The 21,488-nt window shown below is 42.3% G+C and carries 17 protein-coding genes; 4 read left to right on the top strand and 13 right to left on the bottom strand.

Annotated features, from left to right (window positions below; genetic code table 11):
* Positions 1-103 precede the first annotated feature (103 nt).
* Positions 104-1,189, bottom strand: a complete 1,086-nt coding sequence (recF, locus tag E0F88_RS29435; protein ID WP_131961925.1) for a DNA replication/repair protein RecF — start codon at positions 1,187-1,189, stop codon at positions 104-106.
* 128 nt (positions 1,190-1,317) lie between these two features.
* On the opposite strand from recF, the gene pdhA reads away from it, so the two are divergent.
* On the top strand, positions 1,318-2,349 hold the full coding sequence (pdhA, locus tag E0F88_RS29430; RefSeq protein ID WP_131961924.1) for a pyruvate dehydrogenase (acetyl-transferring) E1 component subunit alpha: 1,032 nt from the start codon (positions 1,318-1,320) through the stop codon (positions 2,347-2,349).
* Between the two features lie 224 nt (positions 2,350-2,573).
* The gene (gene tatC / locus E0F88_RS29425; protein ID WP_131961923.1) at positions 2,574-3,452 is read left to right on the top strand and encodes a twin-arginine translocase subunit TatC; all 879 of its coding nucleotides are present in this window, start codon (positions 2,574-2,576) and stop codon (positions 3,450-3,452) included.
* Here tatC and E0F88_RS29420 read toward each other — a convergent pair.
* The 5 genes from E0F88_RS29420 to E0F88_RS29400 form a co-directional block, all read right to left on the bottom strand.
* Positions 3,449-4,555, bottom strand: coding sequence for an aminotransferase class I/II-fold pyridoxal phosphate-dependent enzyme (locus E0F88_RS29420; RefSeq protein ID WP_131961922.1), 1,107 nt, complete (start codon positions 4,553-4,555; stop codon positions 3,449-3,451). The two genes, tatC and E0F88_RS29420, sit on opposite strands and share 4 nt — an antisense overlap.
* A 34-nt stretch (positions 4,556-4,589) precedes the next feature.
* Positions 4,590-5,600 (bottom strand): dipeptide epimerase, encoded by a 1,011-nt coding sequence (locus tag E0F88_RS29415; RefSeq protein WP_131961921.1) that lies wholly within the window; start codon positions 5,598-5,600, stop codon positions 4,590-4,592.
* Positions 5,601-5,611: 11 nt separating this feature from the next.
* Entirely contained in the window at positions 5,612-6,484 is an 873-nt protein-coding gene (locus E0F88_RS29410) for an NAD kinase (RefSeq protein ID WP_131961920.1), read from the bottom strand.
* Between the two features lie 90 nt (positions 6,485-6,574).
* Positions 6,575-7,219: a CBS domain-containing protein gene (locus E0F88_RS29405; RefSeq protein WP_310589736.1), complete on the bottom strand. Its 645-nt coding sequence runs from the start codon at positions 7,217-7,219 to the stop codon at positions 6,575-6,577.
* A 137-nt stretch (positions 7,220-7,356) separates the two neighbouring features.
* Positions 7,357-8,130, bottom strand: a complete 774-nt coding sequence (locus E0F88_RS29400; protein WP_131961918.1) for an alpha/beta fold hydrolase — start codon at positions 8,128-8,130, stop codon at positions 7,357-7,359.
* 454 nt (positions 8,131-8,584) lie between these two features.
* Between E0F88_RS29400 and E0F88_RS29395 the strand changes: the two genes are divergently transcribed.
* Positions 8,585-9,370, top strand: a complete 786-nt coding sequence (locus E0F88_RS29395; protein WP_131961917.1) for an L-fucose dehydrogenase — start codon at positions 8,585-8,587, stop codon at positions 9,368-9,370.
* Here the strand turns inward: E0F88_RS29395 and E0F88_RS29390 are convergent.
* From E0F88_RS29390 to glpK, 7 genes are all read right to left on the bottom strand, one after another.
* On the bottom strand, positions 9,360-10,448 hold the full coding sequence (locus E0F88_RS29390) for an SDR family NAD(P)-dependent oxidoreductase (RefSeq protein ID WP_131961916.1): 1,089 nt from the start codon (positions 10,446-10,448) through the stop codon (positions 9,360-9,362). The two genes, E0F88_RS29395 and E0F88_RS29390, sit on opposite strands and share 11 nt — an antisense overlap.
* Positions 10,449-10,599: 151 nt before the next feature.
* Complete coding sequence (locus E0F88_RS29385) at positions 10,600-11,997, bottom strand: NADH-quinone oxidoreductase subunit N (RefSeq protein WP_131961915.1); 1,398 nt, start codon at positions 11,995-11,997, stop codon at positions 10,600-10,602.
* A 102-nt stretch (positions 11,998-12,099) separates the two neighbouring features.
* Positions 12,100-13,548 carry a complex I subunit 4 family protein gene (locus tag E0F88_RS29380; RefSeq protein WP_131961914.1) on the bottom strand — a complete coding sequence of 483 codons (1,449 nt, stop codon included), beginning with the start codon at positions 13,546-13,548 and terminating at the stop codon, positions 12,100-12,102.
* Positions 13,549-13,593: 45 nt separating this feature from the next.
* Positions 13,594-15,510 carry an NADH-quinone oxidoreductase subunit L gene (nuoL, locus tag E0F88_RS29375; RefSeq protein ID WP_131961913.1) on the bottom strand — a complete coding sequence of 639 codons (1,917 nt, stop codon included), beginning with the start codon at positions 15,508-15,510 and terminating at the stop codon, positions 13,594-13,596.
* Between the two features lie 59 nt (positions 15,511-15,569).
* A complete protein-coding gene (gene nuoK, locus E0F88_RS29370) occupies positions 15,570-15,923 on the bottom strand; it encodes an NADH-quinone oxidoreductase subunit NuoK (RefSeq protein ID WP_131961912.1) in 354 nt (117 codons plus the stop codon).
* Between the two features lie 145 nt (positions 15,924-16,068).
* A complete protein-coding gene (locus E0F88_RS29365) occupies positions 16,069-16,878 on the bottom strand; it encodes a 3'-5' exonuclease (RefSeq protein WP_131961911.1) in 810 nt (269 codons plus the stop codon).
* A 168-nt stretch (positions 16,879-17,046) separates the two neighbouring features.
* Positions 17,047-18,546: a glycerol kinase GlpK gene (gene glpK, locus E0F88_RS29360; RefSeq protein WP_131961910.1), complete on the bottom strand. Its 1,500-nt coding sequence runs from the start codon at positions 18,544-18,546 to the stop codon at positions 17,047-17,049.
* 600 nt (positions 18,547-19,146) lie between these two features.
* Here glpK and pbpC point away from each other — a divergent pair.
* Positions 19,147-21,468: a penicillin-binding protein 1C gene (gene pbpC / locus E0F88_RS29355; RefSeq protein WP_131961909.1), complete on the top strand. Its 2,322-nt coding sequence runs from the start codon at positions 19,147-19,149 to the stop codon at positions 21,466-21,468.
* The last annotated feature ends 20 nt before the right edge of the window (positions 21,469-21,488 follow it).

Raw genomic sequence — 21,488 nt, 5'->3', positions numbered from 1 at the left:
ACATCAGGTTCTTTTTTACACGATTGTAGAAAATGACATTGTTATCTTACATGTAATGGATAGTAAAATGATTCGCTGATCTGAATGTTATCAAAGCTGATACTCATCTGCCAATCTCAAAATACCTCACATCTGCTTTTACGTTTTCAAGAATTTTTTCGGAGCGTTCCGGTCTGGCATCTGTGATAAACACTTGGCCCAGAAAACCGGTGTCGATGAGTTCGATCAGTTTATGAATCCGCCGGTCATCCAGTTTATCAAAAATATCATCCAGCAGAAGTATGGGTGTTTTCTCCTTTTCGATTTTTAACAGTTCGAACTGAGCTAGTTTCAGGGCAATGACAAATGATTTTTGCTGCCCTTGTGATCCGAACTTTTTCAGGGTTATTCCATCGATTTCAAACACGTATTCATCTTTGTGCACACCTTTGCCGGTGCGCTGTGCATGAAGGTCGCGAGAACGGTTTTTCCGGAATTCAGAAGCAAAGTCAGACGATGATACTTCACTTTCATATAACACCTCGACTTCTTCCTTTCCGCTGCTCAGAAAAGCATAGTACTTTCGAAACAAAGGTAAAAAACGATCCATAAACTGGCGGCGGTGCCCGTAAATTCTTATCGCCAGGGAAATAAGCGGCTCGTTGTAAGTTTCAAGAAGATCTTCATCCAGATAATTCCTTTCAGCAAAGAGTTTCAGTAATCCGTTGCGCTGTGTAAGAATTTTATTGTATTGCAGGAAATCCTGAAGATAGTCCGGTGTTGCCTGGGCGAGTACACCATCAAAAAAACGGCGCCGCTCTTCACTCCCGTCACGGATCAGATCGGTGTCATTTGGTGCTATAAGTACCAACGGAAAAAGGCCGATATGGTCGCTGAGTCGTTCATAGTTTTTCTTGTCGGCCATGAAAATCTTACGCTGACCACGCTGCAGGCTGCATGTAATCTGAATATTTCTGCCTGAATCCTTAAATATTCCATCCAAAACAAAAAAATCATTCGCATGTCTTATGCCCAGTGCATCCTGGTTTTGAAATGCGCTTTTTGTAAGCGTAAGGAAGTAAATCGCGTCCAAAAGGTTCGTTTTACCACTTCCATTCTCCCCAACAAGACAATTTACGTGCTCTCCAAACACAAATGCTCTCTCCTCATAATTTTTAAAGTATGTAAGATGGAGCTTTTCTAGCCACATGAACTTCTTTGTTATAATGTTTATGCTTATTTTCGCAAATCATTTGCGTGAGTACGGCAAAAAACAGACTCTGTTCAAACCACTAACTTTAAGACAAAGTTCTGTCTTTATAAACGAGAACCAAATACATGGCCACCGTTACTGAAAAAAAGAAAGCATCAGCTCCAAAAAAATTACAGCATCCGAAGGAACAATATATGTTCTGGTTCGAGAATATGCTCTTGCAACGCCGGTTCGAGGAGAAATCCGGACAGCTTTATGGTCAGCAAAAAATTCGTGGTTTTTGTCACCTTTATATAGGCCAGGAAGCCTGCTCTTCGGGAGCGGCCAGTGCGCTTACAAAAGGAGATAAGTACATCACTGCTTACCGTGACCATGGTATTCCGCTTGCTCTGGGAACAGATCCCAAGGCGATCATGGCTGAACTTTATGGAAAGAAAACAGGAACGACCAAAGGAAAGGGCGGATCTATGCACATTTTCGATAAAGAGAATGGCTTTGTTGGAGGACATGGTATTGTAGGTGCCCAGATTCCCTTGGGAGCGGGTATCGCTTTTGCCGAAAAGTATAACAAAACCGGTAAGCTTTGCATCTGTTACTTCGGAGACGGAGCGATTCGCCAGGGTGCTTTTCATGAAGCGCTTAACATGGCGATGAACTGGAAACTGCCTGTCATTTTTGTTGTTGAAAACAACGGTTACGCGATGGGAACATCCGTTGCCCGTTCTTCAAACGTCACTGAACTTTATACTTTGGGCGAAGCGTATGACATTCCTTCCGAACCTGTTGACGGAATGAGTGTTGAAGCAATTCACGAAGCGGTTTCCCGTGCTGCCGAACGCGCGCGTAAAGGTGACGGACCAACATTCCTGGAATTCCGTACATACCGTTATCGTGGACACTCCATGTCGGATCCACAAAAGTATCGTTCAAAAGAAGAGGTTGAGGAATATAAACACCGAGATCCGATTGAGCAGATCCGTGCTGTAATTCTTGAAAATAAACTTGCTACCGAAGAAGAGCTTGAAGCAATTGACCAAAAAGTAAAAGGTATCGTTGCTGAATCTGTTCAATTTGCCGAGGAATCTGATTTCCCGGATGCAAGTGAAGCATACACAGATGTATATGTAGAAAATGACTATCCGTTTGTAATGGACTAAGTTCATTTTTATAACTATATTAAAAAAACCCGTCGAAAGAATCCGGCGGGTTTTTTAAGTAATTTTGACTTTTGAAAATATAAATGATCTTAGGATCACATTTTCACGTATAGATTTAAATAACGTTAACAATACGTAGGTTTGTTAAGTATAGAATGCGAAAGGTCTTGCTTTTCAAAGACAGCTGATTATTCATAATTAAAACCTACTTTCTATTTTAGAGTATGCCCTTAGACCAGGATTTAGAAAACGAAGAAGAAGGAACAGGCAATGAAATGTCCTTTATTGGACATTTAGAAGAATTAAGATGGCATGTCATTCGGGCAGTAGGATCCATTCTGGTGTTTGCCATTGTCGCTTTTGTATACATTAAGGAAATTTACCACTACGTGATCATTGCTCCGTCACAGCCCGATTTCTGGACTTACCGGATGTTGTGTAAGCTTGCTGATGTTGTTGGTTACGACGAGCTATGTGTTAAGGCGCTTAATTTTAAGCTGCAGGTAATCGGAATGGGGGATTCATTCACGATGAGTATGACTTCCGCGGTAATTGCAGGCTTAATATTTGCCTTTCCTTATGCATTTTGGGAAATATGGAGGTTCATCAGCCCAGGTCTCAAACCATCAGAAAGACGTTCAGCACGTGGTGCTGTATTTTATGTAACATTTCTTTTCTTTTCCGGGGTGCTTTTCGGATACTATATAGTTAGTCCGCTGGCAATCAACTTTTTAGCGAACTATACACTGGATGAATCTATTATCAACGAGTTCAGTCTTGCGTCTTACATTTCACTCGTTGCGACATTGACTTTGGCCTGCGGGGTAGCGTTCCAGTTGCCAATCGTGGTTTTTGTTTTGTCAAAAGTAGGTGTGCTTACACCAAGTTTTATGAGAGAATATCGCAAACATTCGATGATCGTTATTCTGATCGTAGCTGCCATTATTACGCCTTCCCCAGACCTTTACAGCCAGATACTGGTAGCAATTCCGCTTCTGTTACTTTATGAAATCAGTATCATGGTTTCTGCAAAAGTGGAGAGAGAAAAGTTGAGAGAAGAAAAAAGACTCGCTACACTCGGTGGAACTGAAATGAACGACTAAGAAGGATTAGCAATTTCAAATTGTTTACAGACCTCGGCCAATCGGTTGAGGTCTTCTTTTTTGTGTCTTGCTGTGATAGCCAGTCTTGTAGTCGGCAAGTCAGTGGAAAGAGGGTACGGGAAGCAGGACGCCATAATTCCTTTATCCAACAGATATTGAAAAAGAGCCGGATTTTCACTACAAAAAACCGGATAATCATCAATGGCTGTGATCAGTTTGAGCCCGTTTAGGTGGTTTTTAAAATACCGGATATTTTCTTTCAGTTCTTCATAAGTCTGCTGATAGATACCATTGGTTAAAAGTAGGTTGAGTGCAAAGCTATAAGCAGGTGCAAATGGTGATGCACCGGAAAACCAGGGAGATGCTCGCAGTTGTTCAGTTACTTCTTTTTCGGCAAGAATAATACCAGCAGGAATACCCATTGCTTTATTTAACGAAGCAGTAACAATAACCTTATCATTTTCTAAGGAAGTGGCCATCTCAAAAATGCCATTTCCTGATTCACCCGTTACTCCGATCCCATGTGAGTCGTCCACAATGAGCCAGACTTCTCTGCCGGCAGGCAGGTTTTTGAATATAGAAAAGTCATATTCTTCAACACGGGGAGAACCCACGGAATCAGTACATATGATGTGCGACAAATTTTGTGGACTGTCCGTAACCATACCAACGGTCGCCACCGCCCATTTATTCCAAGGATCATTCTGTGTGACATAGTGATTTCCCCAAAGGGCAGGGTGAACACCTGGTGCATAATGAAATTGAATCTTATCTGAGCAAGAGTTTCTTTTAACAATGTTTTCAATTTCCTTCATCAAAAGCTGTCCGGCCCACATGCCGGAAGATACTGTTATGGCGTCGGGAGCATGGAAAAACGCAGCGAGCTTTTCCTCTGTTTGAGAGAAGATAGGAAGTTGCAGACTGTTATTTCTTGAACTACCAAAATGGGTTCCAAACCTGGAAAAACCTTCATTTAGATAAGTACGAAATTCTTCGTTGTGGCCCATACCAAGGTAGTCTGTTCCGCTAAACCAGAGGTATTTCTTTCCATCTTCAAGTACGACTGTCCGATCCGGAAGTTGGTTTGTGAGAAACTTCTGCATTCCTGATGAGATAATTTGGAAAGGGAAAAGCATTTTACTTTAAGGCAGCACCAGTTCCATTTTCTTTGGAATAGATGATTTTTCCAAAGTCGAAGGTAATTCCTGTGGCAGGGTCATTACTGATCAGGAGTGAGCCATCCATATCCACATAATCAAGCAGCGGTAGCAGATGTGCAATTGCTGAAATACCAACGCTGCTTTCTGTCATACAGCCGACCATTGTCTTCATGCCCAGATTTTTAGCTTCGGCAATCATTCGCAATGCGGGTGTAAGTCCGCCGCATTTTGTCAGCTTTATATTGACACCATGAAATAATCCCTGGCATTTAAGTACGTCTTCCTCCACGATGCAGCTCTCATCGGCAAGTACAGGTAAGGCACTTTCGGCAAAAACTTTTTTCATGCCATCGGTATCCTCCGCAGGCAGCGGCTGCTCAATAAATTCAACGCCAAGCGATTTTAATTCGGGAGCGAATTGTATTGTTTGCTCAGCTGTCCAGGCGCAATTTGCGTCTACTCGAAACCTTGCATCGGTATTTTGTCTTAATTCTTTTACTATACGAAGATCTTCGTTGGTTCCCAGTTTTATCTTGTAAATTGGCCAGGGAAGCTCCTTCATCTTTTCCACCATTTTCTCAACCGTATCTATGCCAATTGTAAAATTGGTAAGCGGATTATGGTCGGGTGACAAGCCCCAGTTCTCATACAGTTTCAGGTTTTTTCTTTTTGCAAACAAATCCTGTGCGGCTTCGTCCAGGGCGCATTGGGCAAATGGATTTGTTTTAAGAACATGGTGAGTCTCCTGCCAGAGTTCTTCCGGAGTTGCAAATTGCCGATCTTCCACTATTGATCTTACTTCCTCCAGAGACTGGGTCATTTTATCAATCGTCGCTCCGTAATAAGGATTGGAAGTCGCTTCACCAAAGCCGCTAAAATTACCATCTTTCAGCTCTACAATAAGCGTAGGCTGCACATCGCGGGAATCGTGTGCGATGGTAAAAGTGTGTTTTAGCAGAAGATTAAAAGTATGGAAGATGAGCTGCATGTCAATATATGTTAATTACGCATATCCAGTCCCCAGGACAATTTGCTGCGCAAAGTGTTAAGAAAACTATCATCAAGCATTTTTATCAATCGCGCCCTGAAATGAGCTTTTCGGATTGTAAGCTGGGTATTTTCATCGACCACTCTTGAACGCGCGTCCAGAGATACGAGAAAGTTGTTACTTCGGCTTTTAACTTCCAGGCGCAGAACCGCAGTGTCTTCCACCACGAGCGGACGAACGTTAAGATTGTGCGGGCTGATTGGCGTTACAATAAAATTTTGGGAATGCGGAACAAGAACCGGTCCGCCGCAACTTAAAGAATATCCTGTTGAACCAGTTGGTGTCGAAATTATCAGTCCGTCCGCCCAATATGAATTCAGGAATTCGTCGTTAAGATAGGTATGCACGGTAATCATCGAAGAAGTATCGGTTTTGGTGATCGTAAAATCATTCAAACCAAAGTTCAGCCCATCGAAGAGGTCAACATTATCTATAGCTACCAGTGTTCTTTCATCTATCCGGAACTGACCGTTATCCAGCGCAGTAATCATATCTGAAATTCTTTCGGGAGATACCGTTGCCAGAAAGCCGAGGCGTCCGACATTGATACCAATTGCAGGAATTTGTCTTGCACCTACATGTGAAATGGTTTCGAGTAGCGTGCCATCACCACCCATACTCACAACCAAACGGGCGTCAAAAAGGTCGACAGGCTTTTCGTATACAGAAGTGGATTTGTGCTCGACGCCCTGTTGGTCAAGGAAAATACGGAATTCCCGGGAAAGCTGCACGTCAATTTCCCGGCGCGCCAGTTCTTTGAACATACTTTCAATAAACGGGCGGGCGGACTCATTGAAGTTGCGTCCGTGAATTGCTATTTTCATGAAAGAAAAAGTAAATCATCTTGTTTCTTCCGAAAGATACAAGACAAAAGTGCCGATTCAAAAACGCAGTAGTATTTATGCCGGAATAGACTAGGTTGCGAGGTAACGCATGAGCATGTCCAACCTTTCCTGGTCCACGCTTTCGATCGGATCATTGGCATGAGCCTCTTCAATGTCGTAACCGAACCGTTCGAGGGTGGCAATAATGGGTGTAATATGCGTGCGGTTCAGTTTTAAAGTAAGCCGCGATTCCTGCAGCGGATGCGCCGATTCAGAAGATGAATAGTAACTGCTAAGTACCCGCGTACCATTTGATTCGATCAGCCGGCTTATTTCGGCGAGAGAATAATCCCTCTCGGCAATTTTCAAAACAATAACTGCACCTTTTTCCTGAACGCCTAATTCATTCACAAAATGTTCTACCAGGTCACTTACCAGAATACTTCCCGAAAGAACTTTACCGTCATGGACAACAGGGATAATTAATAAACCAAACTGATTTACCAATCTTAGCAATTCATAAGGGTGCTGATCTTCAGAAGCAAAAATGTCTTTGTGCTGAATGATCACTTTGCCGAGCAGCTCGGTCGTATCGGCGATGTCGAATAAAATATCTTCTGACACAATTCCTCTGTAGACACCGGAATCAGTTACAATCAACTGACTGGTATGGAACTCGTCCATCCAATCCAGTGCCGTACTCACCGTGTCGGTAAGTTTCAGTACAGGGATCATTGGATTTATAAGTGTAGCAGCCAGCATATTTAGTGATGTAATTTCTCGAATGTATAAAAAAACTTAGTATGTGTCAAATTTCATTAAAAAAACAAAACTCCTTAAAAAACAAAAGAGCCATTTATGGCTCTTTAAAATTATGCTACCTGAACAGAAACATGTTTTTCTAAAAAGCTTTCCAGTATAACGTTAAATTCGTGCGGATGTTCCATCATCGGCGCATGACAGCACTTATCTATGAAATGTAATTCCGAATCAGCTATCAAACGGTTGAATTCATAACCCACATGAGGTGGTGTAATCGTATCATTTAAACCCCATACAAGCAAAGTCGGTACTTTAATTTCGTGCAGATCTTTTGCAAGATTATGTCGCTGTGCAGACTTGGCAATTCCCACAATACTCATACATTTGGGGATACTTGAAGTCGTTTCGAATACTTCGTCGATCAGATCTTTGGTAGCCACTTCGGGATCATAAAACGTGTAAGCAACCCTTTCGCGTATGTAGTCGTAGCTTCCTCTTTTTGGAAATGAACCGCCCATTGAATTTTCAAACAGGCCGGAACTACCGGTAAGCACAAGTTTGTGAACGTTTTCCTGATTTTTTAAAGTATATAACAAACCGATATGGCCACCAAGTGAATTACCAATAACGGTTACATTATTGAGATTTTTAAAGGCTACAAACTCTTCCAGAAATGCAAGAAGTGCTTCTAAACCTGCTTCACGGGGAGGCAGTTCATATATTGGAAGTAATGGAATAATGACGCGGTAACGGTCAGAAAAATTATCAATAATACCGTCCCAGTTACTTAAAGCACCGAAAAGGCCATGTAAAAGCAATAATGTTTCGCCTTTTCCCTCATCGATAAATTGAAACTTGCCTTCTGCATGTACTGAGTATTTCATTCTGTTGGTGTTGGGTTTGAGTATTATTATGGAGATGTAAATGAAATAGTGTTTAAAATCCGATTATAACGCATCAAAGAAACTAGTGCACCATTTTGCCATTATACAAAACTAGCTATTTTTTTTGATTGAAAAAGAGCCTGAGGTAATAAACCTGATTTTATTTTCTTGTAAATATTATATTTTTAGATCAATTAATAGATGATTAACATTGAATGTTACAATTATGTTTATTCAAACCAATTGTTAATCATTTGATAATTCCTCTCTTTATGAAGGGTAAAAAAGATTGGCCCCCGCCTTCATTTGATACGAATAGATGAATATGTTATAAATTGAGGCTTGTACATAATCATTATAAACGAGATCAAACAACTTCTACATTGTATAACCGAAAAAAGGAATTATTTAACCTGTTATTTAGATTAGAATTATATTAGAATCATCATTGCACATGGATTTACTCTTAAAAGATAAAGTTATTATTGTCACGGGTGGTGCAAAAGGCATTGGCCGTGGGATTGTGGAGGTGCTTGCAAAAGAAGGCGCTATACCGGTTATCGTCGGCCGGAATGAACCGGATAACCTGGAAGCTGTGGACACTCTTGATACAGAGGGGCTGAAAGTTTACCAGGTAACAGGAGAGTTATCAAAACCTGAAGAATGTGAAAAAGTGGTTCAGGAAGTTTTGAGCCTGTTTGGCAGGATTGAAGGGGTCGTCAATAACGCCGGGGTCAATGACGGAGTTGGCCTGGAAAGCGGGAACTATGAAAAATTTATCCAAAGCCTGCACAGCAACCTGATACACTATTATTTAATCGTACATCATGCACTTCCGGCATTAAAGGAATCGAAGGGGGCTATTTTAAATATTGGTTCAAAAACGGCGGAAACCGGACAGGGCGGAACTTCTGCTTATGCAGCTGCCAATGGAGGGAGAAATGCCCTGACCAGGGAATGGGCTGTTGAGCTCCTGCCTTATGGAATCCGGGTTAACGCAATCATTGTGGCAGAATGTTACACGCCTTTGTATGAAAAATGGATTCGCACGCTTCCAAATCCGGAAGAAAAACTGGCATCGATCGTGAGTAAGATTCCATTGGAAAACCGGATGACTACTGCCGAGGAAATTGCCAATATGACGGCGTTTCTGCTTTCGCCCAGATCAAGCCATACAACCGGTCAGCTCATTCACGTAGACGGAGGATATGTTCATCTTGATCGTGCGATTAGTGAGTAGTTGAAACGGACGAAATAACGTCTGTGACTATTTCTGCTTTTTCATTATCGTCTTTCAACAAATTTTTCAGGATCAGCAAAAGCTGGTCCTTATTTTTGTCCTTCATGGCATTTTTAAGTGCTCCTATTTTATCACGAATATTAAATTGTAAGCCTGGTTTTTGCTTTGCAATTCTAAGTTTGGGCTGGCTTGTGGTGAAGACCTCTTCATCTTTGTAAACAAGTTCTTCGTGCAGTTTTTCTCCTTCACGCAGGCCGGTGAACTTTATTTCAATGTTTTTTCCCATGGCATAACGCTTGATCATTCTGTTTGCCAGGTCTAAAATTGATACGCGCTTACCCATGTCAAATAAAAAAATCTCACCACCAAGACCGACTGCGGCGGCTTCCAGCACAAGTTGGGAAGCTTCGTAACGTGTTATAAGATATCGCGAAACTTGCGGATGTGTTACAGTTACCGGTCCACCGTCCAGAATCTGTTCCACAAAAGTAAAACAAACAGATCCTGTTGAACCCATTACATTGCCAAATCGGGTGATGATAAACCGGGTAACCGATTGCTCCTCATTAATACGCTGCAGATATAACTCAGATAGCCGTTTTGTAATTCCCATCACATTTTCCGGATTGACAGCTTTATCCGTAGAAATAAATATAAATTGTTCTACTCCGTAAACAACCGAAAGGTCTGCAAGGGCATGTGTAGCGAATGTATTATTTTCAACAGCAGCATGTGGCTGACTTTCGAGGAGAGGCACATGTTTGTAGGCGGCGGTGTGAAATATGATCTGTGGTTTTATTTGAGATATTAAACGTTCAAGCGTTTCCTTATTTGTGATATCCATCAACTCGTATTGGATATGGTCCTGTTTTCCAAGTTCACTCATCAGGTTGAACATACCCAGCTCAGATTGATCTACAAGACAAAGACTTGCCGGATCATAACTCAGAATATGCCTTACCAATTCGCGTCCGATAGATCCGGCAGCACCGGTTACCAGAATGCGCTTATCTTTGATGTGTTTACTAATGTTTTTGGTATCCAGAATTATTCTTTCGCGGATAAGTAATCGTTCCATATTCAATAGTTTAGGTGTATCGATGAAGGATAAAATATGAGTTTCCAGACCCAGATTTGAGTTGCTATATTACATACGCCGTTTTGGAAATTAGGTAACAAAAAAAGAGCCACACAATGTGCAGCTCTTCCCTCCCGAAGTAAAATCGGATTTATATGATGCCTTCTAAAATTCCAGGTGCCAAACCAAAAAGCAGTGTAAGGAATGTAGCCAAAACAAGTATTACTTTATAAAAAGGTGCAACGCGTATTGCGTCCACATTTCCTTCCCGCAGATAAGAAGCAATGATCACGCGGAAATAGTAGTAAATTCCAACTGTGGACATTAAAACGGCAACTACCGTAATCCAGATGATACCTCTGTCCGCCGCGCTGGTGAATATGAAAAATTTACCCCAGAAACCAGCTGTTAACGGAATCCCTGCCAGTGACAGCATGGAAACAGTAAGTACAAAGGCAAGAAAAGGATTGTTTTTAGCCAAACCGTTGAATGCTTCGTAACGCTCGTCGGGTTGGCCTTCCACCGTTTTTTCTTTTGAAACCAGCATCAAAATACCGAAGGCGCAGATTGTAGATAATGAGTAGGCAAGAGAATAAAAGACAATTGCGTTTTGCGAAGGCTTTGACATCGCAGTAATGGCAATGAGCAGATAACCTGCATGCGATATACCTGAGTAAGCCAGCATTCTTTTAAAACTATTCTGGCTTGTTGCACCGATGTTTCCAACAAGTAAAGTGAGTACAGCAATGGCTGCGATAACAATCCACCAGAAACTGTAAATACCGGAGAAGGAATGTTCAAGCAATCTGTAAATAGCAGCGAATCCGGCGGTTTTTACGATGGTTGACATAAATGTTGTAAAAATCGTTGGTGCCCCTTCGTAAACATCCGGCGTCCAGAAATGGAAGGGAGCAGCTGATACCTTAAACAACATACCGATCAAAAGCAGTAATAAACCTGCATACAGTATGTAAGAAGGGGCACCGGCATGTGTGGTTGTAACGAAGGATTGAATATGGGAAAGATCGAAAGAACCCGTTGCGCCGTAAAGCAAAGCCATACCGAAAAGCATGAAGCCCGTTGCGAAAGCACCCATCAAAAAGTATTTCAGCGCAGCCTCATTAGAGCGGAGGTTTCTTTTGTTACTCCCTGTAAGCACATACATAGCGACGGATAAAATTTCCACACCCAGAAATAACATGATCAAATGCTCAAAACCTATCATCATGATCGCTCCGACCAGCGAGAACAGCATCAAACCATAATATTCAGCGGGCTCCGAATCGGCATTGTCCTGAAAACCTCCGGAAATAGCAACGATCATAAAAGCAGAAATGAGTACGATTCCATTAAATGCAAGCGTTAGGTTGTCAACCCGGAACATGTCATAGAAATACAGCAATGGCCCCTTGTTCCATTCGTAAAAGTTTCCCGCCAATGCGATGGCCAGAAAAAGTAATGTAGAAGGAAGAAGGATATTTTTAGATTTCGAGAACCCCAAAAAGAGCGCTACGATTCCAAAAACTGACAACAATACAATGGGATACATATATTACTTATTATCGTTAGTCACTGTTAATAGCTATTGGCTTCCGGCTGTCAGCTTTCGGCACCCTGCTGTAATGATTGTTAATTTTACCGGTTTACGGACTTAATGCGTTATAATCTGTAAAATCTGATTCACGGCAGGCTCTGATATTTTAAGGAAAGTATTTGGATAAATACCTATCCAGAAAACCATAATAACCAATGGGATCAGGACCGCACTTTCGGTTACAGAAAGATCTTTAAAACCTTCCACCCAGTTGGATTTTGGTCCGAACATAGATTTTTGGTACAAACGAAGCATGTAAACCGAACCCAAAATGATTGTTACACCTGCGATGGCACCAAGCCAGGCATTGTAGTTGAATACGCCGGAAAGAAGCAGGAATTCACCTACAAATCCATTTGTCAGCGGCAACGCCACACTTCCCAGAAGCAGTATCATAAAATAAATACTGAACTTCGGTGATGTCTGTGATATTCCACCCAATTGATCCAGATAACGCGTTTTGGTTCTTGTATAAATCAAATCAACGATGTAAAACATGCCTACCACATTTATTCCGTGGGCAAGCATCTGAACCATCGCTCCCTGTAATCCATTCGCAGAGGAAGAAAAAACACCTGCTGACATTAATCCAACGTGTGCAAATGAAGAGTAGGCTACTAGCCTTTTCATATCACGCTGCTGTATCGCGATGATTGAACCATAAATAATTCCAATCACAGATAGTATCACAGCCAGAAGTCCCCAGGTTTCAACACCTAATGGAACAATAGGCAAAAGCAAGCGGATTAAACCGTAAACTCCCATTTTTAACATAATTCCTGAAAGCAGCATTGTAGCCTGTGTTGGCGATTCGGTATAAGTGTCAGGCTGCCAGGTGTGGAATGGGAACAAAGGCATTTTGATAGCAAAGGCAATAAAAAACGCCCAGAAGATAAATCCTTGAGATTGTGCGCTTAGCTGAAGATCGTAAAATGCAGTGAGTTCTGATGTATGCGTACCCGGTGTTTTGTAATACAGGAATACCAGGGCCACAAGCATGAACAGACTTCCGAACATGGTGTAGATGAAGAACTTAAAAGTAACTTTCGCTCTGTTTTCTCCGCCCCAGACAGCAGCAAGAAAATAAACAGGAATCAGCGCAGCTTCAAAGAACAGGTAGAACAGGAATGCATCCGTTGCCGTAAAGACACCAATCAGTGCCGCTTCCATGAAAAGGATCAGAGAATAAAAGGTAGCACTGTTTTTATAATCATGACCAAATGCGGAAAGAATAATAAACGGTACCAGAAATGCGGTAAGTAAAACCAGCACCATGCTGATTCCATCAATTCCTCCGGCAAAGGAAATGCCGGCAGAAGCAAGCCATTGATATTTAAATCCAAACTGAGATCCGGCGGACGGATCAAACTGTGACCAGGTAAAAACCGCAAGTCCCAATTCGGCAAGACCTCCGATTAACGCAACCTGTTTGGCAATGCGTGCACCGGTAGCCAATGTGAGAACAGCGGCTGCAATGGGTAAAAGTATTAAAAGAAGAGTAAGCATATTTTCAAGTCAACGGTCAGCAACAGATGGTGAACGGTATAAATATCAAAGTAACAGCTTCCAGAATAAAATGACTACAATGCCCAAAACCATGGCAAATACATAATCACCGGTAGACCCGGTTTGTGTTTTACGTAATAAACCAGCCAGAAAACCGATCAGGCGTGCTGCCCCGTTTACAAACAGGTCTACAAAAAATTCTCCAAAACTATAAAAGGCATTGGAAAGAGTCTTTGTTGATTTCACAAAAACAGTGTCATACAGTTCATCAACATAATATTTGTTGTAAACAAGATTTTGAATTGCTGATTTCTCTTCCGAATCCGGAGCAGGAACTGCTGCTTTTTGTACATATATAACATAAGCAATAATTGCCGCAACAGCTGCAACAGCAACAGAAATTGCCATCAATATATATTCTTCGGAATGAGATAATGTCGTCGGAAGGAAAGCAGCTGGATTAGCCTGACGAGCCGCATCGTACAGCGGACTCATAAACTCAGCCAGATGATGCGATCCGTGTAATGCTTCGGGAACACCAATAAAACCGCCAACCGCAGAAAGTACAGCGAGAACGATCAATGGAATAGTCATCGTCGCAGGTGACTCGTGCAGGTGATGCTCCTGCTCGTGGGTTCCTCGGAAGGTTCCGAAAAAAGTAAGGAACAAAAGACGGAACATGTAAAAAGAGGTCATTAATGAACCCAGAACACCAATTACCCAAAGCAGCTTATTGTGTTCAAATACATGCGCCAGAATTTCATCTTTGGAGAAGAACCCGGAGAATGGCGGTAAACCTGAAATCGCCCAGGTTGCTATAAAGAATGTAAGAAAAGTAATGGGCAGTTTTTTTCTTAAACCTCCCATTGAACGGATATCCTGCTCGTCGGACATGGCGTGAATGACACTACCGGCGCCAAGAAACAACAAAGCCTTAAAAAAAGCGTGGGTAATAACATGGAACATGGAGGCCGAGTAAGCCATTGCCCCTAAACCCATAAACATATAACCCAGCTGACTAACCGTAGAATAAGCCAGTACTTTTTTAATATCATTTTGTAAAACACCTATGGATGCGGCAAACAAAGCAGTAGCTCCACCGATAATACCGACAATTTCAAGTGTAGAAGGTGCCAGCGAATAGAGCACGTTGGAGCGGATCACCATATAAATCCCCGCTGTAACCATTGTTGCCGCGTGAATCAAAGCGGAAACAGGTGTCGGGCCGGCCATCGCATCAGGAAGCCAGGTATAAAGCGGTATCTGTGCCGATTTTCCCATTGCTCCAATAAAAAGGAAGGCAGTGATGGTAATCATAATCGGATCACCTACCTGAAATGCAGATGCCTTGCTGAAAACTTCCAGATACTCAACAGAGCCAAATGTGGTAATGATTGTAAATATTCCCAGTAAAAAACCTAAGTCCCCTACACGGTTCATGATGAATGCCTTACGCGCAGCATTGTTGTAATTTGTATTTTTATTCCAAAATCCGATAAGCAGGTAAGAGCAAAGTCCTACGCCTTCCCAGCCGATAAACATGATGACATAATTGGAACCCAATACCAGCAGCAGCATGAAAAACAGGAAAAGATTCAGATAAGCAAAAAACTTACCGAATCCGGGATCATGATGCATGTAGCCGATTGAATAAATATGGATCAGCGAACCTACTCCGGTTATGATCATCAGCATCAGCAAGGACAACTGATCGACCTGAAATGAAAACGGAATATTCAGGCTTCCAACAGTGATCCAGTCAAAAAGAGGAACGATAATTGGTTGGCTTCCGCTTGCAAGAAATGCATTGAAAGTAAGCAGTGATAAAACAAAACTACCAATAACGGCCAGACAGCCAATAAATCCGACAGCGCCTTTTGGTAAACTTGGAAATCCGAGCCCGTTGACCAGGAACCCGATTAGAGGTAATAATGGAATAAGGACTAGTAAGGTTGGAGACATGTCTTTATTTAAAACTTTAAAAGTTATTCGTTTGATTGATAAGATCTTAAAAACTTATCTCACCACTTAAGTTTATTCAGGAAGCTGATATCAGTATTACGGGTATTCCTGTAAATCATTACAATAATTGCCAGACCAACGGCTACTTCCGCAGCAGCGACGGCCATAATAAAAAATACAAATACCTGCCCCGACGGATCCGAACGATATGAGGAAAAGGCAATTAACAGCAAGTTCGCAGCATTCAGCATCAATTCAACCGACATAAAAATGACGATGGCATTTCTGCGTGTCAATACGCCAATGATACCAATTACGAAAAGTAATGTGCTGAGAATGAGATAATGCTGAAGGGGGATATTCTGAATAACCTCTGGTATATTAACTTCCGGTAATGCAGGGTTTGGAATCATAGCTGATAACCTTAATGGGTATTCGGATTAACTAGTTGTTACTTATTTTTCAGGCAAATTCAAGTGTGCCACTCAGAATTTCAATGTATTTCAGCAAAAATAGGTATAAATACTTCTTTGTGCCAATTGTAAAATTATACTTCTGTTACCGCTGCGTAAAAGCACGCAGTTTGATTTCGGTAAGTCTTCTTTTTGTATCGAGGGGAAATTCAGCTTTCATCATCCAGTCATAAAACGACGGTTCGTTTTTCAGAATGTCTGCCACTTTTTTTCCATTGTGTTTTCCAAAGTTAAAAACTTCTTCTCCTTTATCATTGAAAACCATTCTTCCGGCGAAATCAATGACTTTTGAAGCGGTGAGTTCATGAAGTGCAGCGACATCATTTTTAACCGGTTCAAACTCAACTCCTTTCGGATCAAGGACTTTGACGCCTTCATATCTGGCAATTTGTCCCTGCAATACCTCGAATGTTGCCAGTGTATCGGCCTCTGCGCCATGCGCTCCAATGAGGGTTTTACCACAATAGAATTTATAAGCAGCAGCAAGATTCCGCGGTTCCATCATGTGAAAGATTCGCTGCGTATCAACACATTTTCTGTTTTTTACATCAAATTCAACACCCACACGCAGGAATTCTTCAACCAGCATGGGTATATCAAAACGATTGCTGTTAAATCCGGCAAGGTCGCAGCCTTCCAGAAAAACAGCCAGATTTTTTGCGATACTTTTAAAAGTAGGGCTGTCTTTTACATCTTCATCGTAAATGCCATGTATCAGACTGCTTTCCAGCGGTATCGGCATTTCAGGGTTAACCCTTCTTGTACGGACTTCAGTTTCACCATTAGGCAAAGCCTTTACCACGGATAACTCCACAATACGATCGCGGGCAATGTTTACTCCAGTGGTTTCAAGATCAAAAAAAGCAAGGGGCTTTTTCAGATGAAGGGTATGCATAAGGCACTCCGGTTAGTTTTAATGGGGCGAAGTTACGCTTTACATGTTTACAGCGCAAAAGAAGAGGAGAGTTTCAATTTTTAGCATTCTTTTTTATATTCATTCTAAATTCGGAAAACGGCAATCATACCCGGATTCACGAACCAGTCTGTTAACTAAGGAACTTTATTATTCCATCCAGGCGTATGATTTTGTAACGGCTTTTTGCCAACCTTTATACAGTTCCTCTCGTTTAGCTGCCTCCATATCCGGATTCCAGGTATGAGCTACTGCCCAGTTTTGTTTCAATTCATCTGTATTTTTCCAATAGCCCACTGCCAGACCTGCTGCGTAAGCCGCTCCAAGAGCGGTTGTTTCTGCAACTGCCGGGGAAACAACCTGTGTATCCAGCATGTCGGCCTGAAACTGCATCAGAAGCTGGTTCATGACCATGCCGCCATCGACGCGTAAAGAAGAAAGCTGTATGCCGGAATCCTGTTCCATGGCATTCACTACATCTAATGTCTGGTAGGCCGTTGCTTCAAGAACAGCACGGGCAATGTGTCCCTTGTTTACGTAGCGGGTTAGTCCTGCAATTACGCCACGTGCATCATTACGCCAGTACGGAGCATACAAACCTGAAAATGCCGGTACGAAATAAGCACCGCCGTTGTCTTCCACAGTTCGGGCCAGTTTTTCAATATCACTGCTTTTTTTAATCAAACCCATGTTGTCACGTACCCATTGAACCAGCGCTCCCGTTACGGCAACACTTCCTTCAAGCGCATATTGAACCGGGTCATTTCCAAATTGATAGGCAATTGTGGTGAGCAAGCCATGTTCCGACATTTTAATTTCACTCCCGGTATTCATGACGAGAAAACAACCTGTTCCGTATGTGTTTTTAGCCATTCCGGGTTCAAAACAGGTTTGGCCAACCAATGCAGCATGCTGATCTCCCAGATCACCGGCTACCGGCACTCCCGGTAAAACTTCATTGGTTACGGTTCCGTAAATTTCACTGCTGCTTTTTATTGCAGGAAGCATTTTTCCGGGAATATTATAAGCCAAAAGCATATCTTCATCCCATTGCAGGCTATGCAGGTTCATCAGTTGCGTACGGCTTGCGTTGGTAACATCGGTAACATGTATGCCGCCATGTGGGCCACCGGTCAAATTCCAGATCAGGAAAGTATCGATGTTTCCAAAAATAGCCTCCCCTTTTTCTGCATCGGAACGAAGACCTTCTACATTTTCCAAAAGCCATTGCAATTTCAATCCGCTGAAATAGGTTGACACCGGCAGCCCGGTTTTATCGCGAAACTGGTTAAGTCCGCCTTCTTTTTCATATTTAGCTACAAGATCAGTTGTGCGTGTATCCTGCCAGACCAGGGCATTGTAATAAGGTCGCCCGGTTCGTTTATTCCAGACAACAGTAGTTTCTCTCTGATTTGTTATTCCTATTGCTGCAATATCAGACGAAGTTGCGGAAACATTTATTCTGGCAATAGCAATTACTTCCAGCGTATTTTTCCAGATCTCTTCCGGATTATGCTCCACCCAGCCTGGCTGCGGATATATTTGCTCGTGTTCCTTTTGTCCGACAGAAACAATATTTCCCTGATGGTTGAAAAGTATACATCGCGTACTGGTTGTTCCCTGATCAATTGCAGCAATATATTTTGACATAATGGTATTATGGTTGGCTTATTTTGCAATAAAGGAAGTAAGTAGTGAAATTTAATTGTAAAGGACAAATTGAGTCTGCGCGACCCGGTCTGCGCGACCCGGTCTGAATGCGCAGCAGGCTGAACGGTATCTCGGCGAAAACGTTTAACCCCGTCAGGGTTGTCGGTACACATTTTGGTATTTTAACCCCGGGTTATACCCGGAGCTATTCAAATTGAAGCCCGTTGGGCTTTTTTTTGTCAGCGCGACAGGATCTGGTCTGAATGCGCAGCAGGCTGAACGGTATCTCGGCGAAAACGTTCAACCCATTCAGGGTTGTCGGTACACATTTTGGTATTTTAACCCCGGGTTATACCCTGAGCTATTCAAAGTGAAGCCCGTTGGGCTTCTTTTTAATGCGAACTAACATTGTCTGGGAAAAAACAAGAGTCAGTTTTACAAACCCTGGAAGGGTTAAATTCGAATAGCCCCCAATGCAATTGGGTGGTTGTAGAATCAAACACAGCGCATCAACCCCAACGGGGTTGAATAGAATGGATGAATGGAAATTTTTATAAACGCTCATCAAATTTGTCGATAGCTTTGAATAATATTGACTACATGAAACTGAGCACAAAATATTTTCCTAAAACCAGAACCCGAAAAATCATTTTCGTGTCCGCGGTTATTTTGATCTCTTTCCTACTCCTCGACCTCCTCTTTCCCTTCAATCCAAACGTTCAGTACTCCACCCAAATCACCGACAAAGATGGTACGGTCATTCATGCCTTTTTAAGTGAAGACGACAAGTGGAGACTTTATACAAACAATAATGAAATTACTCCGCTACTGCGTAAAACATTGATTTACAAGGAAGATCAATATTTCTACTATCATCCGGGAATCAATCTTTTTGCCATCACAAGGGCAGCTTTTCGAAATATTTTTACAGGAAGGCGAACTTCCGGCGCCTCCACGATCACGATGCAGGTGGTGCGTTTATTGAAACCCGGACCTCGTACTTATTTTAACAAAATCATTGAAGCCTTCCGCGCATTGCAGCTTGAACTTCATTTTTCCAAGGATGAGATCGTGCAGCTTTATTTTAATCTGGTGCCCTATGGTGGAAACATTGAAGGTATTAAAGCGGCGTCACTTTTGTACTTTGGAAAACCACCACAGTTATTAAGCCTGGCTGAAATAACTGCTTTGACCATCGTTCCAAACAGACCTTCCAGCCTGCGACCCGGAACGCGTAACGAAGCACTGGTTTTAGCCCGAAATGAATGGTTGCTGCGTTTTCAAAAAGAAGGTTTATTTCAAAAAAATATTATTAAAGATGCGCTGACTGAACCTTTAAGCATTAAAAGACAGTATTCTCCGCGGCAGGCGCCACATTTGTCATTAAGGCTGCAAAAGGATTTTCCGAACCAGCCTGTGATACAAACTTCCCTGAAAATTCAGCTGCAAAGGCAGATTGAAGAACAGGTGAAAAACTATGTAAATCGTCTGCAGGGTTTGAATATTCACAATGCTGCAGTGATGGTGGTTAACAATGAAAAGATGGAAGTTGAGGCATACGTTGGTTCTGCCGATTTTAATAATCCCTATGACGGCGGACAGGTCGATGGAATTCGTGCTGTCCGTTCACCAGGGAGTACATTGAAACCGCTTTTATATGCAACTGCTTTTGATAAAGGGATCATTACCCCGAAAAATGTCATGAACGATGTTCCCGGAAATTTTGCCGGCTATGAACCTGAGAATTTTGACCTGCACTTTAACGGTCCGGTCACTGCTGAATTTGCGCTCGCTAATTCTCTGAACATTCCGGCAGTCAGAATTTTAAAACAGGTTAGTACATCCACATTGGTGGGACAACTGAAAAAGTCCGGTTTTCAGACAATCAAAAAACAGGAAAAAGATCTTGGACTTTCCATGATACTGGGTGGTTGCGGTGTTACGCTTGAAGAATTGACCAGGCTCTTTGCATCTTTTGCAAATGAAGGTGAATTCCGGCCTTTAAATTATCTGGCAAACAAACCAAAAAGTCAAAAGCCACCCTTCATTGTCTCTAGGGAAGCGTCTTTTTTGATAACCGACATATTAACCCAGATCACCCGGCCTGATCTTCCCAGCAATTTTGACAATACTTACCATTTACCAAAAATTGCCTGGAAAACCGGAACTTCTTACGGGAAGCGGGATGCATGGAGCATTGGTTATAATAAGCGCTACACGGTCGGGGTGTGGGTTGGCAATTTTTCCGGAGAAGGTGTACCTGAACTGAGTGGCGCCAATACAGCAACGCCATTATTATTTTCCATTTTTAATTCACTGGATTACAATTCACCAAAAGGCTGGTACGCGGTGCCGCCGAATGTTGCGTTGAGGAAAGTTTGTGCGGTCAGCGGAGATATCCCGGAAGATTTTTGTGATCACCAGATCACAGGTTATTACATCATGGGCGTTTCGGCTTATCATAAATGCAGGCACCTGCGTTACGTTTTCACAGATCTGCAAGCCAAAATTTCCTACTGTACCTATTGTCTGCCGGAAAACAATTTTGAAAAAAGGACCTATCCCAATCTGGCTCCGGAGTTGATCGCTTATTATGAACAGCAGAAAATTCCCTATAAAAAAATACCGCCGCATAATCCCAGGTGCGAACGTGTTTTTCACGACGGAGCGCCGCTGATCGTGAGTCCGAATGAGGGCAGCGAATATTATATACGCAAAGATGAGCCACAGCAAATTCAGCTGGTTTGTCAGCCAGCCAACGATGTTCAGGAGGTTTTTTGGTATATCAATGATAAACTCGCCAAAAGGGCAGGACCTAATGAAGCTGTTTTTATCAATCCGCCTCTCGGACGTGTTAAAATTTCATGCAGTGATGATAAGGGAAGGAATTCCGATATGTGGATTAAGGTTAGCAGGATGTAGGGAAATGTCAGAGTTAGTCA

Origin of the sequence: Dyadobacter psychrotolerans, from assembly GCF_004349265.1 — a bacterium.
Lineage (GTDB): Bacteria > Bacteroidota > Bacteroidia > Cytophagales > Spirosomataceae > Dyadobacter > Dyadobacter psychrotolerans.
This window is presented reverse-complemented; position numbering and strand designations above follow the sequence as displayed.

Excerpts from the sequence above, each read along its gene's own strand:
- E0F88_RS29415 (WP_131961921.1), bottom strand. The coding sequence starts at position 5,600 with ATGCAGCTCATCTTCCATACTTTTAATCTTCTGCTAAAACACACTTTT.
- glpK (WP_131961910.1), bottom strand. The coding sequence starts at position 18,546 with ATGTCAAAATATATTGCTGCAATTGATCAGGGAACAACCAGTACGCGA.
- E0F88_RS29405 (WP_310589736.1), bottom strand. The coding sequence starts at position 7,219 with ATGATCCCTGTACTGAAACTTACCGACACGGTGAGTACGGCACTGGAT.
- E0F88_RS29365 (WP_131961911.1), bottom strand. The coding sequence starts at position 16,878 with ATGCATACCCTTCATCTGAAAAAGCCCCTTGCTTTTTTTGATCTTGAA.
- E0F88_RS29395 (WP_131961917.1), top strand. The coding sequence starts at position 8,585 with ATGGATTTACTCTTAAAAGATAAAGTTATTATTGTCACGGGTGGTGCA.
- E0F88_RS29400 (WP_131961918.1), bottom strand. The coding sequence starts at position 8,130 with ATGAAATACTCAGTACATGCAGAAGGCAAGTTTCAATTTATCGATGAG.
- recF (WP_131961925.1), bottom strand. The coding sequence starts at position 1,189 with ATGTGGCTAGAAAAGCTCCATCTTACATACTTTAAAAATTATGAGGAG.
- tatC (WP_131961923.1), top strand. The coding sequence starts at position 2,574 with ATGCCCTTAGACCAGGATTTAGAAAACGAAGAAGAAGGAACAGGCAAT.
- E0F88_RS29385 (WP_131961915.1), bottom strand. The coding sequence starts at position 11,997 with ATGTATCCCATTGTATTGTTGTCAGTTTTTGGAATCGTAGCGCTCTTT.
- pdhA (WP_131961924.1), top strand. The coding sequence starts at position 1,318 with ATGGCCACCGTTACTGAAAAAAAGAAAGCATCAGCTCCAAAAAAATTA.
- E0F88_RS29390 (WP_131961916.1), bottom strand. The coding sequence starts at position 10,448 with ATGGAACGATTACTTATCCGCGAAAGAATAATTCTGGATACCAAAAAC.
- pbpC (WP_131961909.1), top strand. The coding sequence starts at position 19,147 with ATGAAACTGAGCACAAAATATTTTCCTAAAACCAGAACCCGAAAAATC.
- E0F88_RS29420 (WP_131961922.1), bottom strand. The coding sequence starts at position 4,555 with ATGCAGAAGTTTCTCACAAACCAACTTCCGGATCGGACAGTCGTACTT.
- E0F88_RS29410 (WP_131961920.1), bottom strand. The coding sequence starts at position 6,484 with ATGAAAATAGCAATTCACGGACGCAACTTCAATGAGTCCGCCCGCCCG.
- nuoK (WP_131961912.1), bottom strand. The coding sequence starts at position 15,923 with ATGATTCCAAACCCTGCATTACCGGAAGTTAATATACCAGAGGTTATT.
- nuoL (WP_131961913.1), bottom strand. The coding sequence starts at position 15,510 with ATGTCTCCAACCTTACTAGTCCTTATTCCATTATTACCTCTAATCGGG.
- E0F88_RS29380 (WP_131961914.1), bottom strand. The coding sequence starts at position 13,548 with ATGCTTACTCTTCTTTTAATACTTTTACCCATTGCAGCCGCTGTTCTC.